The following is a 16,548-nucleotide window of genomic DNA, read 5'->3' on the forward strand; positions in this document are numbered from 1 at the left end:
AATAAAAACGCCCGGCCAGGCCGGGCGTTGCACGCGGGCACAGACTTAGATGCGTTTGGCCTGGGCCACGGCGTTACCGATGTAGGTCGCCGGGGTCAGCAGCTTGAGCTCAGCCTTGGCTTCGGCAGGCATATCCAGGCCGTCGATGAAGGTCAGCAGCGCTTCAGGGGTGATGCCCTTGCCACGGGTCAGCTCCTTGAGCTTCTCGTAGGGGTTTTCGATGTTGAAGCGGCGCATGACGGTCTGGATCGGCTCGGCCAGGACTTCCCAGCAGGCGTCCAGGTCGGCGGCGATGCGCTGGGTGTTGATTTCCAGCTTGCCGATGCCTTTGAGGCTGGCTTCGTAGGCGATCACGCTGTGGGCAAAGCCGACGCCCAGGTTACGCAGCACGGTGGAGTCGGTCAGGTCGCGCTGCCAGCGCGAGATCGGCAGCTTGCTGGCCAGGTGCTGGAACAGTGCGTTGGCGATGCCCAGGTTGCCTTCGGAGTTTTCGAAGTCGATCGGGTTGACCTTGTGCGGCATGGTCGAGGAGCCGATTTCGCCAGCGACGGTCTTCTGCTTGAAGTAACCCAGGGAGATGTAGCCCCAGACGTCACGGTCGAAGTCGATCAGGATGGTGTTGAAGCGCGCGATCGCATCGAACAGTTCGGCGATGTAGTCGTGCGGCTCGATCTGGGTGGTGTACGGGTTGAACTGCAGGCCCAGTTCGTCTTCGATGAAGGCGCGGGCATTTTCTTCCCAGTCGATCTGCGAGTAGGCCGACAGGTGGGCGTTGTAGTTGCCCACGGCGCCGTTGATCTTGCCCAGCAGCGGCACGGCGGCAACCTGGGCGATTTGACGCTCCAGGCGGTAGACGACGTTGGCCAGCTCTTTGCCCAGGGTGGTCGGCGAAGCCGGCTGACCGTGGGTGCGCGACAGCATTGGCACGTCTGCGTACTGGTGGGCGAGGGCGCGGATCGACTCGGCGATCTGGCGCATCAGCGGCAGCAGTACGTCGTCACGGCCTGCGCGCAGCATCAGGGCGTGGGACAGGTTGTTGATGTCCTCGCTGGTGCAGGCGAAGTGGATGAACTCGCTGACCTTGGCCAGTTCAGGCAGCTGCGCAGCCTGCTCCTTGAGCAGGTACTCGATCGCCTTGACGTCGTGGTTGGTGGTGCGCTCGATTTCCTTGACGCGTTCGGCGTGTTCCAGCTTGAAGTCGCTGGCCAGGGTATCGAGCACGGCATTGGCCTCGGCGGAGAACGCCGGCACTTCACCGATCTGCGGGTGAGCGGCCAGACGCTGCAGCCAGCGCACCTCGACCAGGGCGCGGAAACGGATCAGGCCGTATTCGCTGAAAATGGGGCGCAAGGCCTGGGTTTTGCCGGCGTAGCGGCCGTCTACAGGGGAAACCGCAGTGAGCGAGGAAAGCTGCATGGGGTGTTCTCGGACAGTCAGGCTTTTGGAAGGGCGCATATCATACATGAAAAATGCGTCCGGGTCGGGTGGCTGACCAAAGGTCGGGCCATTTCGAAGCGTGTAGTACCTGGCGTGGGAGCGGCCTGGCCCCGCGCCGGCGGTGGTGCATTCGGCATCGCAATCGCGGGGGCAAGCCCGCTCCCACGGTTCACTTCAGTCGTTGGGACGCATCATCGTGTAAAGCTCGTTGAGCAGCTTGCGCCGGCTGAACACCAGCTGCCAACGGTGCCCGCCCAGCTGGCGCCACAGGCGGGCGGCGCGAATACCGGCGAGCAGCAGGGCGCGGATCTTTGAGGCGTTGCTGGCCTGCTGCAGGAAGCGCATGTCGCCATGTACCTGGATACGCTGGCGCAAGGTGCTCAGGGTGTCCTGGTACAAGGCTCCACTGGAAGCGATGACGTTTTCATGAACCAAGCCGAAATGGTCGGCCTGCGACTGGATCTGCGGCAGGCGGTTGCCGATGGTCTCGAGCAGGTCGTCGCGCTTGGCCAACTGCCGCTCCAAGCCGAGCATCGACAGGGCATAGCGCAGTGGCTCGCGCTGCAGGCTGCTGGGGTCGCGCTCCAGGGCGCCGACCAGCGCACGATAACCATCGCGCAGATTGAGGTCATCGCCGCCGAACACTTCCAGGGTGTCCTTGGGGTCACGTACCAGCAGGCTGTTGAGCATGCAGCCGATGTTGGCCTCGGTGGCCTGGCCGGTGCGGGCGATACGGTCGACCAGCACCGCCGCCTGGAACACGCCGCCAAGGGCAACCAGTTGCTCCTGGAGGTTGCTCATGGACGAGGGCTCCAAGGCTCGGCGGTTTCGATCACGCCGCCGCCCAGGCACACTTCTCCGTCATAGAACACCACCGATTGGCCCGGAGTGACGGCCCGCTGTGGTTCGTCGAACACAGCGCGGTAGCCGTTTTCAGTGCGCTCCAGGGTGCAAGCCTGATCACCCTGGCGATAGCGGACCTTGGCTGTCAGGCGGCGCGGCGCAGCCAGGTCGATCGGGTTGACCCAGTAGATCTGCGAGGCGAGCAGGGCGCGGGAGAACAGCCACGGGTGTTCGTTGCCCTGGCCAACTACCAGCACATTGCGCTCAAGGTCCTTGACCAGCACGTACCACGGATCGTCACCGGCATCCTTCAGGCCGCCGATACCCAGGCCCTGGCGTTGGCCGATGGTGTGGTACATCAGGCCATGGTGACGGCCGATCACTTCACCTTCGGTGGTTTCGATGTCGCCCGGCTGGGCCGGCAGGTACTGCTTGAGGAAGTCACTGAAACGCCGCTCGCCAATGAAGCAGATCCCGGTGGAATCCTTCTTCTTGGCGGTGGCCAGGCCATGCTTCTCGGCAATGGCGCGTACTTCGGGTTTTTCCAGCTCGCCAACCGGGAACAGGGTGCGGGCGATTTCCTTGCCGCCAACGGCGTGCAGGAAGTAGCTCTGGTCCTTGTTCGGGTCCAGGCCCTTTAGCAGCTCGGTGAGCTCGCCAGTGTCGCGACGGCGCACGTAGTGGCCGGTGGCGATCAGGTCGGCGCCCAGCGACAGGGCGTAGTCGAGGAACGCCTTGAACTTGATTTCGCGGTTGCAGAGGATGTCCGGGTTGGGTGTGCGGCCGGCCTTGTACTCTTCAAGGAAGTGCTCGAACACGTGGTCCCAGTATTCGGCTGCAAAGTTGGCGGTGTGCAGCTTGATGCCGATGCGGTCGCACACGGCCTGGGCGTCGGCCAGGTCTTCGCGGGCGGTGCAGTATTCGGTGCCGTCGTCCTCTTCCCAGTTCTTCATGAACAGACCTTCCACCTGGTAGCCCTGCTCGATGAGCAAAAGGGCGGAGACGGAAGAGTCCACGCCGCCGGACATGCCGACGATGACGCGGGTCTTGGCGGGGTCTTTGAGTGCTGGGCTGGTCATGGCTACCGATGTGTATCAGGGAAAAAGGTCGATTCTATCAGGCCAGCTCGCGCGCGTCAGTCGCGCAGCAGGCTAAGGCTGTGCAGCGGGCCTGCCAGGTAGTCGTCGAGGCAGCGTGGCACCAGTTCGCTGCGCCAGCGCGAGGGCTCGGCCAGCAGTTGCTCGCGGGTCATCCATACGGCGCGGACGATATCGCTGTCCAGGGCAAGTGCTGGGTGATGGCGCACGGGGCGCGCGGCAAAGCAGATGCGCTGGTAGGTCACGCCGTTACTGGGGGCGGTATACAGGTAGATGCCGACCACGCCAGTCAGTTCGACGTCCCAGGCGGTTTCTTCCAGCGTCTCGCGCAGGGCAGCCTGGGCCAGGGTTTCGTTGGCTTCCAGATGGCCAGCGGGCTGGTTGAAGACGTGCTGGCCGGCTTTGAATTCTTCGACGAAGAGGAATTTGCCCTGGTCTTCGACGATGGTGGCGACGGTGATGTGCGGTTGCCAGGTCATGTGCATCTCCAGTCCCTGTAGGTTCTTAGAAAGCACAAACCCCGGTGCGTGGCCGGGGTTTGTGTTGTTACTTCAAGCGAGCCTTACAGGGCGGCAATGGCACTGTTCAGGGTCTGGCTTGGACGCATCACCTTGGCGGTCAGCTCGGCATCCGGGGCGTAGTAGCCACCGATGTCCGCTGGTTTGCCCTGAACGGCGTTGAGCTCGGCGACGATGGTCGCTTCGTTCTCGGCCAGGGTCTTGGCCAGCGGGGCGAAGCGCGCTTGCAGTGCGGCGTCGTCCGACTGCGCAGCCAGCGCTTGTGCCCAGTACAGGGTCAGGTAGAAGTGGCTGCCGCGGTTGTCGATACCGCCGACTTTGCGCGATGGCGACTTGTTGGTGTCGAGGAACTTGCCGGTAGCCTGGTCCAGGGTGTTGGCCAGGACTTTGGCACGCGGGTTATCGTAGGTGTTGCCCAGGTGCTCCAGGGAGGCGGCCAGGGCCAGGAATTCACCCAGCGAATCCCAACGCAGGAAGTTCTCTTCGACCAGCTGCTGGACGTGTTTCGGAGCCGAACCACCGGCGCCGGTCTCGAACAGGCCACCGCCGTTCATCAGCGGGACGATCGACAGCATCTTGGCGCTGGTGCCCAGCTCCATGATCGGGAACAGGTCGGTCAGGTAGTCACGCAATACGTTGCCGGTCACCGAGATGGTGTCTTTGCCTTCGCGGATGCGTGCCAGGGAGAACTTGATCGCCTCGACGGGTGCCAGGATACGGATGTCCAGGCCGGTGGTGTCGTGGTCTTTCAGGTACTTCTGGACCTTCTCGATCATCACGCCGTCGTGGGCGCGAGCTGGGTCGAGCCAGAACACGGCTGGGGTGTTGCTCAGGCGGGCACGGTTAACGGCCAGCTTGACCCAGTCTTGGATCGGCGCGTCCTTGGTCTGGCACATACGGAAGATGTCGCCAGCTTCGACGTTCTGCTCCAGGACGACCTTGCCCTTGCCATCGACGACGCGTACGACACCGTCGGCCTTGACCTGGAAGGTCTTGTCGTGGGAACCGTATTCTTCGGCTTTCTGCGCCATCAGGCCAACGTTCGGTACGCTGCCCATGGTGGTTGGGTCGAAGGCGCCGTTGACTTTGCAGTCTTCGATGGCGGCCTGATAGATGCCTGCGTAGCAGCGGTCAGGGATGATCGCCTTGGCATCTTGCAATTCGCCGGCGGTGTTCCACATTTTGCCCGAGTCACGGATCATCGCTGGCATCGAGGCGTCGACGATGACGTCGCTTGGCACATGCAGGTTGGTGATGCCTTTGTCGGAGTTGACCATGGCCAGGGCCGGACGAACGGCGTACAGGGCCTGGATGTCTGCTTCGATCTGGGCCTGCTGCTCAGCTGGCAGGTCCTTGATGCGGGCGTACAGGTCGCCAATGCCGTTGTTGGCGTTGAAGCCGACGTCGGCCAGGGCCGAGGCATGCTTGGCCAGTACTTCGCCGTAGAACTCTTCGACGATGACGCCGAACATGATTGGGTCGGAGACTTTCATCATGGTGGCTTTGAGGTGTACCGACAGCAGTACGCCGGAAGCTTTGGCATCGGCGATCTGCTCGGCGATGAAGGCTTTCAGGGCTTTGCGGCTCATGGTCGCGCAGTCGATGACTTCAGCGGCCTTGACGGCGGTTTTTTCCTTCAGAACGGTGATTGCACCGCTCTTGTCGACCAGCTCGATGCGCAGGCTGTCGTCAGCCTCGATCAGGGCGGCCTTTTCGCTGCCGTAGAAGTCGCCGTTGTTCATGTGCGCGACGTGCGACTTGGAATCGGCAGCCCAGGCGCCCATTTTGTGCGGGTGCTTGCGTGCGTAGTTCTTGACCGACAGCGGTGCGCGGCGGTCGGAGTTGCCTTCGCGCAGTACCGGGTTAACGGCGCTGCCCTTGATGCGGTCGTAGCGTGCGCGGGATTCTTTCTCTTCGGCGCTGGCTGGCTCGTCGGCGTAGTCAGGGATGTTGTAGCCCTTGCCTTGCAGCTCTTTGATCGCCGCTTTCAGTTGCGGGACCGAGGCCGAGATGTTCGGCAGCTTGATGATGTTGGCTTCAGGGGTGGTAGCCAGCTGGCCCAGTTCCGCCAGATGATCGCCTACCTGCTTGTCTGCGCCGAGTTGCTCCGGGAATGCCGCAAGGATGCGGCCAGCCAGGGAGATGTCGCGAGTTTCGACGGCAATGTCAGCCGAAGCGGTGAAGGCTTCGACGATCGGCAGCAGCGAATAGGTGGCGAGGGCGGGGGCTTCGTCGGTGAAGGTATAGATGATCTTGGAACGGGTGGGCATGCGGGTTAACTCTCTATGTGCTGAGCGTACTCGAGTCTCGAGGTGCGCAGGGTAGGCGCTTCGCTCAGGCGACGCCATGAGCGGAAAGTCGAGAGGCTGCGAGCGGTGATGGTGGATGCATCAGTCGAGCGTCAAGTGCTGGGCCGCGGTAACAACCCAGGCTTTTGGCCATTCTTGGCCGAGGGCGAGCCGCATTTTCCAAGGGTTCGCCCCGATGACCCTGCGGTCAGGGCCGGAGTATATCAAACCCTTTGGGCTAATCAGCAAGGCTAAGTGGTATCAACGCATTTATAAGACCAAAGACGTAGGAGCAATGTGGCGTGTTGCCGCAGGTTCGGCGGCCAGCTTGCAGGTCAGCAGATGTGGTTTAGGCTCAGTGGATCGCACGATGTCCAATCACACCCGAAAGCGGAGTAGTGCAAGCATGGCTTACCAGAAAATCAAGGTTCCGGCCGACGGCGCCAAGATCACCGTCAATGCAGACCATTCGCTCAACGTTCCCGACAACCCCATCATTCCTTATATCGAGGGCGATGGGATTGGCGTCGATGTCTCGCCAGTCATGATCAAGGTGGTGGATGCCGCAGTAGAAAAAGCCTACGGCGGCAAGCGCAAGATTGCCTGGATGGAAGTCTATGCCGGCGAGAAGGCTACCCAGGTCTACGACCAGGACACCTGGCTGCCGCAGGAAACCCTTGATGCGGTGAAAGACTACGTAGTCTCGATCAAAGGCCCGCTGACCACCCCGGTCGGTGGCGGTATTCGCTCACTCAACGTGGCCCTGCGCCAGCAGCTGGACCTATATGTCTGCCTGCGTCCGGTGGTGTGGTTCGAGGGTGTGCCAAGCCCGGTGAAGAAGCCTGGCGATGTCGATATGGTGATCTTCCGCGAGAACTCCGAGGACATTTATGCCGGGATCGAATGGAAGGCCGGCTCGCCTGAGGCGAACAAGGTGATCAAGTTCCTCAAGGAGGAAATGGGCGTCACCAAGATCCGTTTCGACCAAGATTGCGGTATCGGCGTCAAACCGGTGTCCAAGGAGGGCACCAAGCGCCTGGTGCGCAAGGCCCTGCAATACGTGGTCGACAATGACCGCGAGTCGCTGACCCTGGTGCACAAGGGCAACATCATGAAATTCACCGAGGGCGCCTTCAAGGATTGGGGCTATGAAGTGGCCAAGGAAGAGTTTGGCGCCGAGCTGCTCGATGGCGGGCCGTGGATGAAGTTCAAGAACCCCAAGACGGGCAGGGAGGTGGTGGTCAAGGATGCGATCGCTGACGCCATGCTCCAGCAGATCCTGCTGCGCCCAGCGGAATATGACGTGATCGCCACCCTCAACCTCAACGGCGATTATCTGTCCGACGCCCTGGCGGCAGAGGTCGGCGGGATTGGCATTGCCCCAGGCGCCAACCTCTCGGATACCGTGGCGATGTTCGAGGCCACCCACGGCACCGCGCCCAAGTACGCTGGGCAAGACAAGGTCAACCCAGGCTCGGTGATTCTTTCGGCAGAAATGATGCTGCGGCACATGGGTTGGACCGAAGCGGCCGACCTGATCATCAAGGGCACCAACGGTGCAATTGCAGCCAAGACCGTGACCTATGACTTCGAGCGTCTGATGGACGGCGCGACCTTGGTCGGCAGTTCGGGCTTCGGCGAGGCGTTGATCAAGCACATGTAAGACATGCAAAAACCGGTCGCCTGGTTAAACAGGCGACCGGTTTTTTCGTTTTACCGGCAGAACGCAGGGTACTCCAGGCTCAGGCAGTCACGGTGGTTGCCGGTGGCGCGGCAGGCGCTTCGGCCTTGGCGCCGACACCGATATTGACGGCGTGCAAGCCTTTGGGGCCTTGGATGATCTCGAAATTCACCGGTTGGCCAGCCTTGAGGGTCTTGTAACCGTCCATCTGAATCGCTGAGTAATGGGCGAATAGATCCTCGGTTTTGCCGTCCTCATTGATGAATCCGTAGCCCTTGGCATTGTTGAACCACTTGACTTTACCGCTTGCCATCCCTATGTCCCTCTGCAAAGGACTCCATCACTGGAGTATCATCCACGTCATCCGCATACGAACCTTGCGAAAAAATCTGGTTGACTGCGCGGATCTTTATCGACCACGGTGGGTTCTTATTGGTTGTAACACCGTTTTGCCGATAGTCAAGGTCATGCGGCGCCCGCGCCAGCGGCGGCCTGTGCGGTCAACCCACAACCTTAACCTGTCGATGTGATGAAATTCTTTCCATGCATGCACACAGTCAGATTCGACTAACATTCAATCAGGATCGTCCTCAAACCAACGAGGACGATGGCTCCGGTCTGGCAGTGCAAGAAGCCAAGCCGATCCTGCAGGCGCCACCGATGTACAAGGTGGTTTTATTCAACGATGACTACACGCCGATGGATTTCGTCGTCGAAGTGCTCGAAACGTTCTTTAGTCTGAACCGCGAGCTGGCGACCAAGATCATGCTGACCGTCCATACCGAGGGACGGGCAGTGTGCGGATTGTTTACCCGCGACATCGCCGAAACGAAGGCCATGCAGGTCAACCAATACGCCAGGGAAAGCCAGCATCCGCTACTCTGTGAAATCGAGAAGGACGGTTAATCGCCGACCACTTGGGTATGAGGTGAAGCTATGTTAAACCGCGAGCTCGAAGTCACCCTCAATCTGGCCTTCAAGGAGGCCCGTTCGAAGCGTCATGAGTTCATGACCGTCGAGCACTTGCTGTTGGCACTCCTTGACAATGAGGCGGCCGCAACCGTTCTACGCGCCTGTGGCGCTAATCTCGACAAGCTCAAGCACGACCTGCAGGAGTTCATCGATTCCACTACGCCACTGATCCCGGTGCACGACGAGGACCGCGAAACCCAGCCGACCCTGGGCTTCCAGCGCGTGCTGCAACGCGCCGTGTTCCACGTGCAAAGCTCGGGCAAGCGCGAAGTCACCGGCGCCAATGTGCTGGTCGCGATCTTCAGCGAACAGGAAAGCCAGGCGGTGTTCCTGCTCAAGCAGCAGAGCGTGGCCCGCATCGACGTGGTCAACTACATCGCCCATGGCATCTCCAAGGTGCCAGGCCATGGGCCTAATACCGACAGCGACCAGGACATGCAGGACGAAGAGGGCGGCGAAACGTCGTCTTCGAGCAACCCCCTGGATGCCTACGCCAGTAACCTCAACGAGCTCGCTCGTCAGGGGCGGATCGATCCGCTGGTGGGGCGTGAGCAGGAGGTCGAGCGCGTCGCGCAGATCCTTGCTCGTCGGCGCAAGAACAACCCGCTGCTGGTCGGTGAGGCGGGGGTCGGCAAGACCGCCATCGCCGAAGGCCTGGCTAAGCGCATCGTCGACGGCCAGGTGCCTGACCTGCTGGCGCAGAGCGTGGTCTACTCGCTCGATCTGGGCGCGCTGCTGGCCGGGACCAAGTACCGCGGCGACTTCGAGAAGCGCTTCAAGGCGCTGCTCGGGGAGCTGCGCAAACGTCCGCAGGCGATCCTGTTCATCGACGAGATTCACACCATCATCGGTGCCGGTGCGGCCTCCGGTGGGGTGATGGATGCGTCCAACCTGCTCAAGCCCTTGTTGTCGTCGGGTGATATCCGCTGCATCGGCTCGACCACTTTCCAGGAGTTTCGCGGCATCTTCGAGAAGGACCGGGCCTTGGCGCGGCGCTTCCAGAAGGTTGATGTCTCCGAGCCATCAGTGGAAGACACCGTGGGTATTCTGCGCGGCCTGAAAGGGCGCTTCGAGACCCACCACCACATCGAGTACAGCGACGAGGCCCTGCGCGCCGCTGCCGAGTTGGCTGCCCGCTACATCAATGACCGGCACATGCCGGACAAGGCCATCGACGTGATCGACGAGGCGGGCGCCTACCAGCGTCTGCAGCCGGAAGAAAACCGCGTCAAGCGTATCGAAGTGGCCCAGGTCGAGGACATTGTCGCCAAGATCGCGCGGATTCCGCCTAAGCACGTCACCAGCTCCGACAAGGAACTGCTGCGTAACCTGGAGCGCGACCTGAAGCTGACCGTGTTTGGTCAGGACCAGGCGATCGATTCGCTGGCTACCGCGATCAAGTTGTCGCGGGCCGGGCTCAAGGCGCCAGACAAGCCGGTCGGTTCGTTCCTGTTCGCCGGGCCTACTGGGGTCGGCAAGACCGAGGCTGCACGGCAGCTGGCCAAGGCGTTGGGCGTTGAGTTGGTGCGCTTTGACATGTCTGAGTACATGGAGCGCCATACCGTATCGCGTCTGATCGGTGCGCCTCCCGGTTATGTTGGTTTCGACCAGGGCGGCTTGCTCACCGAAGCGATCACCAAGCAACCGCACTGCGTATTGTTGCTCGATGAAATCGAGAAGGCCCACCCGGAAGTCTTCAACCTGCTGCTGCAGGTGATGGACCACGGAACCCTGACCGACAACAACGGGCGCAAGGCGGACTTCCGCAACGTGATCCTGATCATGACCACCAACGCCGGCGCTGAAACCGCCGCGCGGGCCTCGATCGGCTTCACCCATCAGGACCATGCGTCCGATGCGATGGAAGTCATCCGCAAGAGCTTCACGCCGGAATTCCGCAACCGCCTGGATACCATCATCCAGTTCGGTCGCCTGAGCCACGAGACGATCAAGAGCATCGTCGACAAGTTCCTCATCGAACTGCAGGCCCAGTTGGAAGACAAGCGTGTGCTGCTTGAGGTCAGTGATGATGCGCGAGGCTGGCTGGCAGCCAGTGGCTATGACGTGCAGATGGGCGCGCGACCAATGGCGCGGCTTATCCAGGACAAGATCAAACGGCCGTTGGCCGAGGAGATCCTGTTCGGTGAGCTGTCCGAGCACGGTGGCGTGGTGCACGTCGAGCTGCGTGACGGCGAGCTGGTGTTCGACTTCGAGACTACGGCTGAAGTGGCCTAGATCTGGAAACCGACGTGGTAGCGGGCTTGCCCCGCGATGGCGGCAGTAAGGGCAAATGGGTTGTCTGAGCTGGCGCTATCGCGGGCAAGCCTGCTTCTACATGGCGGTGCCTGATGTTTCGCATGAGTCACAAAAAAGCCCGGCACATTGGCCGGGCTTTTTTTGTGGCTGGAGCTTAACGGGCGCGGTAGGTGATGCGGCCCTTGCTCAGGTCGTAAGGCGTCAGCTCGACGCGGACCTTGTCGCCAGTGAGAATACGGATGTAGTTCTTGCGCATCTTGCCAGAGATATGCGCGGTTACGACGTGCCCATTTTCCAACTCCACGCGGAACATGGTGTTGGGCAGGGTGTCGACGACAGTGCCTTCCATTTCGAAGCTGTCTTCTTTCGACATGCAGTAAAGCCCTCGGTGTCCAGTGTAGGCCCGACGCGTGACTGCACCGGGCAAAAAAAGTGGCGTGGATTATGCCCGAAAATAGTGTTTCAAGCCAATGCTTTCAATTGAGACTGACCCAACGCTGGTTGATCAGCAGTTCGATGGGGCGGTACTGGGTCTTGTAGTTCATTTTCTTGCAGTTCTTGATCCAGTAGCCCAGGTACACCGCCTCAAGGTTTTGCCGCAGCGCTTCGGTGATTTGCCAGAGAATGGCAAAACGGCCCAGGCTGCGGCGCTCTTCGTCGGGTTCGTAGAAGGTGTATACCGCCGATAGCCCGTTGGGCAGCAGGTCGCAGACTGCTATCGCGAGCAGGCGGCCTTCGAGGCGAAACTCGTAGAACCAGCAGAATGGCAGATCGCGCACCAGAAAGGTGGAAAACTGATCGCGGCTGGGTGGATACATATCACCATCGCTGTGGCGCTGCTCGATGTAGCGCCGGTAGAGGTCGAAATACTCTTCTTTGAATGCCGGGCGCGCGGCCGTCACGGTCAAGTCGGCATTGCGCTTGAGAATGCGCCGTTGCTGGCGGTTGGGAATGAAGCGCGCAGCCGGAATGCGCGCCGGCACGCAGGCATTGCAGTTCTGGCAGTGCGGGCGATAGAGATGATCGCCACTGCGACGAAAGCCCATTTCCGAAAGGTCGGCATACACGTTGACGTCCATCGGCTGGCTAGGGTCGAGGAACAAGGTGGTGGCCTGTTCGTCCGGCAGGTAGCTGCAGGAGTGGGGCTGAGTGGCATAAAACTTCAACCGCGCCAACTCTGTCATGATCAACCCCTCGGGCAATGCTTTGCCTTAAGTGTAAGCCAGCTGTGGAAACTCGCCTAGCGAACCCAAGTGGCCTGGTTGGGTTGATCGAGGTGGCGCGCCAGATACTCGGCGAAGCTGTCGCGGCTGATGGAGCGAGCGCCCAGGCTGTGCAGGTGGTTGGTCGGCATCTGGCAGTCGATCAGCACGAACCCTGCGCTGCGCAGGTGTTCGACCAGGGTCACGAAGCCGACTTTGGAGGCGTTGTCGGCGCGGCTGAACATCGATTCGCCGAAGAACAGCCGGCCCATCGCCAGGCCATACAGGCCGCCGACCAGCTCGCCGTCCTGACGCACTTCCACCGAATGGGCGATGCCGCGCCGGTGCAGCTCGCAATAAGCGGCGCGCATGCTGTCGGTGATCCAGGTGCCGTCGGCGTAGTCGCGGGGCGCGGCGCAGGCGGCGATCACGGCCTCGAAGTCGCTATCGAAGCTGACCTGATAACGCTCTTGGCGAATCAGCTTGGCCAGCGAGCGCGACACGTGTAGCTCGTCGGGGAACAGCACGGTACGTGGGTCGGGCGACCACCAGAGGATCGGCTGGCCATCCTGGTACCAGGGGAAGCAGCCATGGCGATAGGCGCGGACCAGCCGTTCAGGGGTCAGGTCACCGCCTGCAGCGAGCAGGCCGTTGGGCTCATGCAGGGCCTTTGCCAAAGGCGGGAAGGTCAGCGAGTCGCGGGTCAGCCAGGTCAGCATGGTCTTCAAGTGCGGTGGGGGAGGGGAGGGCGACCAGCATGGCGCGCTTGGAAATCGAGGTCAATCATGGGTGTCTGCTGGCTGGGTAGGCATGTTTGCGGGTAAACCCGCTCCTACAAGATTTGTCGTCGACTCTAGGCCCGAAGAAGCAACTGCTGATGGGCTAATGGCTGATTTCCTACACATTTATCCGCTGACTGGCACCAACCTGAGGCTTTGTTGTCACACCTGTGCAAAAACACAGCATAAGCCTTTGTCACAAAAGAAAATGCATGCTCAAATTGCACGCATGGAAAATTGCCCTGTTCACGCCCTTACGGCGTGCCGCCATGGCGGCTAGTGGGCAGTAATGTTAAAAGTAGTGGTTTGCAGACCGATCACCGGGTCGATCACTACTGGACGCGCAGCAAGCGCAGGAATAGACGCGTTTTGAAGAAATCCACCGCAACTCCGCCCCCTCTGCCCGTGCCCCTCTGGCGGCAGCAGCTGCACTACCGCCTCAAGGAAGGTGCGCTGATTGCCGTCGGTGCCCTGTGCCTGTACCTCTGGATGGCGCTGCTGACCTACGACACGGCCGATCCTGGCTTCAGCCACACCAGCAATGTCGAGCAGGTGCAAAACGCCGCCGGCCGGGCCGGTGCGTATTTCGCCGACATCCTGTTCATGGTGCTCGGCTACTTTGCCTACATCTTCCCGTTGTTGCTGGCGATCAAGACCTGGCAGATCTTCCGTGAGCGCCACCAGCCCTGGCAGTGGAGCGGCTGGCTGTTCTCCTGGCGGCTGATTGGCCTGGTGTTCCTGGTGCTGTCGGGCGCGGCCTTGGCGCATATTCATTTCCACCCTTCGGCGAGCCTGCCGTTCTCGGCCGGTGGCGCCTTGGGCGAGAGCCTCGGCGATCTGGCGCGCAACCTGCTCAACGTGCAGGGCAGCACGCTGATGTTCATTGCCCTGTTCCTGTTCGGCTTGACCGTGTTCACCGACTTGTCCTGGTTCAAGGTGATGGACCTTACCGGCAAGATCACCCTCGATCTGTTCGAGCTGGTGCAGGGCGCGGCCAACCGCTGGTGGGAGGCGCGCAACGAGCGCAAACGCCTGGTCGCCCAACTGCGTGAAGTCGACGAGCAGGTCGACGAAGTGGTCGCCCCGGTAGTTGCGGACAAACGCGAGCAGCTCAAGGCCCGCGAGCGCATCATCGAGCGCGACGAGGCGTTGACCAAGCATGTCGCCCAGCGCGAGCAGCAGCCGGCGCCGGTGATCATGCCAGCCCCGGTCAAGGCACCGGAGCCGAGCAAGCGGGTGATGAAGGAAAAACAGACGCCGTTGTTCGTCGACAGCGCCGTCGAAGGCACCCTGCCATCGATCTCCATCCTCGATCCGGCCGAAGAGAAGAAGATCGAATACTCGCCAGAGTCGTTGGCGGGTGTCGGTCACCTGCTGGAAATCAAGCTCAAGGAGTTTGGCGTTGAGGTATCGGTGGACTCGATCCACCCAGGTCCGGTGATTACCCGTTACGAGATTCAGCCGGCCGCTGGCGTTAAGGTCAGCCGCATCGCCAACCTGGCCAAGGACCTGGCGCGTTCGCTGGCCGTGACCAGCGTGCGGGTGGTCGAGGTGATTCCGGGCAAGACCACCGTGGGCATCGAGATCCCCAACGAGAACCGCCAGATGGTGCGCTTCTCCGAAGTGCTGTCGTCGTCGCAGTATGACGAGGCCAAGTCGCCGGTAGCCCTGGCCCTGGGCCACGACATCGGCGGCAAGCCGGTCATCACTGACCTGGCGAAGATGCCGCACCTGTTGGTGGCCGGTACCACCGGTTCCGGTAAGTCGGTCGGGGTCAACGCGATGATCCTGTCGATCCTGTTCAAGTCCGGCCCGGAAGACGCGCGGCTGATCATGATCGACCCGAAAATGCTCGAGCTGTCGATCTACGAAGGCATTCCGCACCTGCTCTGCCCAGTGGTCACCGACATGAAGGACGCTGCCAACGCCCTGCGCTGGAGCGTGGCCGAGATGGAGCGGCGCTACAAGCTGATGGCGGCCATGGGCGTGCGTAACCTGGCCGGCTTCAACCGCAAGATCAAGGACGCCCAGGAGGCCGGCGAGGTCATCCACGACCCGCTGTACCGCCGTGAAAGCATGGACGACGAGCCGCCTGCGCTGAAAACCCTGCCGACCATCGTCGTGGTGGTCGACGAATTCGCCGACATGATGATGATCGTTGGCAAGAAGGTCGAAGAGCTGATCGCGCGTATCGCCCAGAAGGCGCGGGCTGCTGGTATCCACTTGATCCTCGCTACCCAGCGTCCGTCGGTGGATGTGATCACCGGCCTGATCAAGGCCAACATCCCGACGCGGATGGCGTTCCAGGTATCGAGCAAGATCGACTCGCGGACCATCATCGACCAGGGCGGCGCCGAGCAGTTGCTGGGCCACGGTGACATGCTCTACATGCCGCCAGGCACTAGCCTGCCAATCCGCGTGCATGGCGCGTTCGTCTCCGATGACGAGGTGCACCGGGTAGTCGAAGCGTGGAAACTGCGCGGCGCTCCCGACTACAACGACGACATTCTCAACGGCGTCGAAGAAGCCGGCAGTGGCTTTGACGGTGGCAGCGGCGGGGGCGACGGCGACGATGCCGAAACCGATGCGCTGTATGACGAAGCCGTGCAGTTCGTGCTGGAAAGCCGCCGCGCCTCGATCTCGGCGGTCCAGCGCAAGCTCAAGATCGGCTACAACCGCGCTGCGCGGATGATCGAGTCGATGGAGATGGCCGGCGTGGTCACGCCGATGAACAGCAACGGCTCGCGGGAAGTGATTGCCCCAGGCGGCCCGCGCGACTGATGATCACCTTGCCGGGCGCCAACGGTGGTGCCCGGCTTCTTCAATGCTCAATGAGGATTAACATGCGCGCGATTCGCATGCTGTTGGTTTCTGCCATGACCCTGGGTTGCGCATCGGCTTACGCCGCTGAGCAGGACGTGCAACGCCTGACCCAGTTGCTGGAAAAGTCGCAGACCATCGAGGCCAATTTCTCCCAGCTGACCCTGGATGCCGGCGGCACCAGCCTGCAGGAAACCACTGGCAAGATGACCGTCAAGCGTCCTGGCCTGTTCTACTGGCACACCGATGCTCCGGCGGAGCAGGTGGTGGTGTCCGATGGCAAGAACGTCACCCTGTGGGACCCGGACCTGGAACAGGCGACCGTCAAGAAGCTCGACGTGCGCTTGAACCAGACCCCAGCGCTGCTGCTCTCAGGCGATGTTTCGAAGATCAGCCAGAGCTTCGATATCACCTCCAAGGAGCAGGGCGAAGTCATGGACTTCACCTTGAAGCCCAAGACCAAGGACACCCTGTTCGACTCGCTGCGCGTGTCGTTCCGTAGAGGCTTGATCAACGATATGCAACTGATCGACAGCGTCGGCCAGCGCACCAATATCCTGTTCAATGGGGTCAAGGCCAACCAGGCGGTCCCGGCGGACAAGTTCCAGTTCAAGATCCCGGCTGGCGCGGACGTCATCCAGGAATAACCAGAGAG

At 61.4% G+C, this 16,548-nt stretch carries 14 protein-coding genes; 5 read left to right on the plus strand and 9 right to left on the minus strand.

From position 1 onward, the window contains the following. Nucleotides 1-45: 45 nt before the first annotated feature. The 5 genes from purB to OIU19_RS02855 form a co-directional block, all read right to left on the minus strand. Nucleotides 46-1,416 carry an adenylosuccinate lyase gene (gene purB, locus OIU19_RS02835; protein ID WP_186557200.1) on the minus strand — a complete coding sequence of 457 codons (1,371 nt, stop codon included), beginning with the start codon at nt 1,414-1,416 and terminating at the stop codon, nt 46-48. Nucleotides 1,417-1,611: 195 nt separating this feature from the next. Beyond that, nucleotides 1,612-2,238, minus strand: a complete 627-nt coding sequence (hflD, locus tag OIU19_RS02840) for a high frequency lysogenization protein HflD (protein ID WP_264233177.1) — start codon at nt 2,236-2,238, stop codon at nt 1,612-1,614. Then, entirely contained in the window at nt 2,235-3,359 is a 1,125-nt protein-coding gene (gene mnmA, locus OIU19_RS02845; protein WP_186557198.1) for a tRNA 2-thiouridine(34) synthase MnmA, read from the minus strand. The genes hflD and mnmA overlap by 4 nt, the downstream gene beginning before the upstream one ends. Nucleotides 3,360-3,415: 56 nt before the next feature. Next, nucleotides 3,416-3,856: an NUDIX hydrolase gene (locus OIU19_RS02850; RefSeq protein WP_186557248.1), complete on the minus strand. Its 441-nt coding sequence runs from the start codon at nt 3,854-3,856 to the stop codon at nt 3,416-3,418. Between the two features lie 83 nt (nt 3,857-3,939). Next, nucleotides 3,940-6,165 carry an NADP-dependent isocitrate dehydrogenase gene (locus OIU19_RS02855; RefSeq protein WP_264233178.1) on the minus strand — a complete coding sequence of 742 codons (2,226 nt, stop codon included), beginning with the start codon at nt 6,163-6,165 and terminating at the stop codon, nt 3,940-3,942. A 424-nt stretch (nt 6,166-6,589) separates the two neighbouring features. On the opposite strand from OIU19_RS02855, the gene icd reads away from it, so the two are divergent. Next, nucleotides 6,590-7,846, plus strand: coding sequence for an NADP-dependent isocitrate dehydrogenase (gene icd / locus OIU19_RS02860; protein ID WP_186557196.1), 1,257 nt, complete (start codon nt 6,590-6,592; stop codon nt 7,844-7,846). 79 nt (nt 7,847-7,925) lie between these two features. On the opposite strand, the gene cspD is transcribed toward icd, so the two are convergent. Next, entirely contained in the window at nt 7,926-8,177 is a 252-nt protein-coding gene (cspD, locus tag OIU19_RS02865) for a cold shock domain-containing protein CspD (protein ID WP_264233179.1), read from the minus strand. Nucleotides 8,178-8,407: 230 nt separating this feature from the next. On the opposite strand from cspD, the gene clpS reads away from it, so the two are divergent. Together clpS and clpA are read left to right on the plus strand one after the other, a co-directional pair. Further along, on the plus strand, nt 8,408-8,770 hold the full coding sequence (gene clpS, locus OIU19_RS02870; RefSeq protein WP_119140441.1) for an ATP-dependent Clp protease adapter ClpS: 363 nt from the start codon (nt 8,408-8,410) through the stop codon (nt 8,768-8,770). Nucleotides 8,771-8,800: 30 nt separating this feature from the next. Further along, on the plus strand, nt 8,801-11,071 hold the full coding sequence (gene clpA / locus OIU19_RS02875) for an ATP-dependent Clp protease ATP-binding subunit ClpA (RefSeq protein WP_186557194.1): 2,271 nt from the start codon (nt 8,801-8,803) through the stop codon (nt 11,069-11,071). Between the two features lie 175 nt (nt 11,072-11,246). On the opposite strand, the gene infA is transcribed toward clpA, so the two are convergent. The 3 genes from infA to aat all read right to left on the minus strand — a co-directional run bounded on the left by infA (nt 11,247) and on the right by aat (nt 13,013). Beyond that, nucleotides 11,247-11,465 (minus strand): translation initiation factor IF-1, encoded by a 219-nt coding sequence (gene infA, locus OIU19_RS02880; RefSeq protein WP_002553999.1) that lies wholly within the window; start codon nt 11,463-11,465, stop codon nt 11,247-11,249. Nucleotides 11,466-11,568: 103 nt separating this feature from the next. Next, the gene (locus OIU19_RS02885) at nt 11,569-12,276 is read right to left on the minus strand and encodes an arginyltransferase (RefSeq protein WP_264233180.1); all 708 of its coding nucleotides are present in this window, start codon (nt 12,274-12,276) and stop codon (nt 11,569-11,571) included. A gap of 56 nt (nt 12,277-12,332) precedes the next feature. Continuing rightward, nucleotides 12,333-13,013: a leucyl/phenylalanyl-tRNA--protein transferase gene (aat, locus tag OIU19_RS02890; protein ID WP_186557192.1), complete on the minus strand. Its 681-nt coding sequence runs from the start codon at nt 13,011-13,013 to the stop codon at nt 12,333-12,335. 429 nt (nt 13,014-13,442) lie between these two features. Here aat and ftsK point away from each other — a divergent pair, with 429 nt between their 5' ends. After that, on the plus strand, nt 13,443-15,854 hold the full coding sequence (ftsK, locus tag OIU19_RS02895) for a DNA translocase FtsK (RefSeq protein WP_186557191.1): 2,412 nt from the start codon (nt 13,443-13,445) through the stop codon (nt 15,852-15,854). Nucleotides 15,855-15,916: 62 nt separating this feature from the next. Continuing rightward, complete coding sequence (lolA, locus tag OIU19_RS02900) at nt 15,917-16,540, plus strand: outer membrane lipoprotein chaperone LolA (protein ID WP_186557190.1); 624 nt, start codon at nt 15,917-15,919, stop codon at nt 16,538-16,540. Nucleotides 16,541-16,548: the final 8 nt, after the last annotated feature.

It is taken from the genome of Pseudomonas sp. BT-42-2 (assembly GCF_025847435.2).
Classification (GTDB): Bacteria; Pseudomonadota; Gammaproteobacteria; order Pseudomonadales; family Pseudomonadaceae; genus Aquipseudomonas; species Aquipseudomonas urmiensis.

Excerpts from the sequence above, each read along its gene's own strand:
- purB (WP_186557200.1), bottom strand. The coding sequence starts at position 1,416 with ATGCAGCTTTCCTCGCTCACTGCGGTTTCCCCTGTAGACGGCCGCTAC.
- hflD (WP_264233177.1), bottom strand. The coding sequence starts at position 2,238 with ATGAGCAACCTCCAGGAGCAACTGGTTGCCCTTGGCGGCGTGTTCCAG.
- mnmA (WP_186557198.1), bottom strand. The coding sequence starts at position 3,359 with ATGACCAGCCCAGCACTCAAAGACCCCGCCAAGACCCGCGTCATCGTC.
- OIU19_RS02850 (WP_186557248.1), bottom strand. The coding sequence starts at position 3,856 with ATGACCTGGCAACCGCACATCACCGTCGCCACCATCGTCGAAGACCAG.
- OIU19_RS02855 (WP_264233178.1), bottom strand. The coding sequence starts at position 6,165 with ATGCCCACCCGTTCCAAGATCATCTATACCTTCACCGACGAAGCCCCC.
- icd (WP_186557196.1), top strand. The coding sequence starts at position 6,590 with ATGGCTTACCAGAAAATCAAGGTTCCGGCCGACGGCGCCAAGATCACC.
- cspD (WP_264233179.1), bottom strand. The coding sequence starts at position 8,177 with ATGGCAAGCGGTAAAGTCAAGTGGTTCAACAATGCCAAGGGCTACGGA.
- clpS (WP_119140441.1), top strand. The coding sequence starts at position 8,408 with ATGCATGCACACAGTCAGATTCGACTAACATTCAATCAGGATCGTCCT.
- clpA (WP_186557194.1), top strand. The coding sequence starts at position 8,801 with ATGTTAAACCGCGAGCTCGAAGTCACCCTCAATCTGGCCTTCAAGGAG.
- infA (WP_002553999.1), bottom strand. The coding sequence starts at position 11,465 with ATGTCGAAAGAAGACAGCTTCGAAATGGAAGGCACTGTCGTCGACACC.
- OIU19_RS02885 (WP_264233180.1), bottom strand. The coding sequence starts at position 12,276 with ATGACAGAGTTGGCGCGGTTGAAGTTTTATGCCACTCAGCCCCACTCC.
- aat (WP_186557192.1), bottom strand. The coding sequence starts at position 13,013 with ATGCTGACCTGGCTGACCCGCGACTCGCTGACCTTCCCGCCTTTGGCA.
- lolA (WP_186557190.1), top strand. The coding sequence starts at position 15,917 with ATGCGCGCGATTCGCATGCTGTTGGTTTCTGCCATGACCCTGGGTTGC.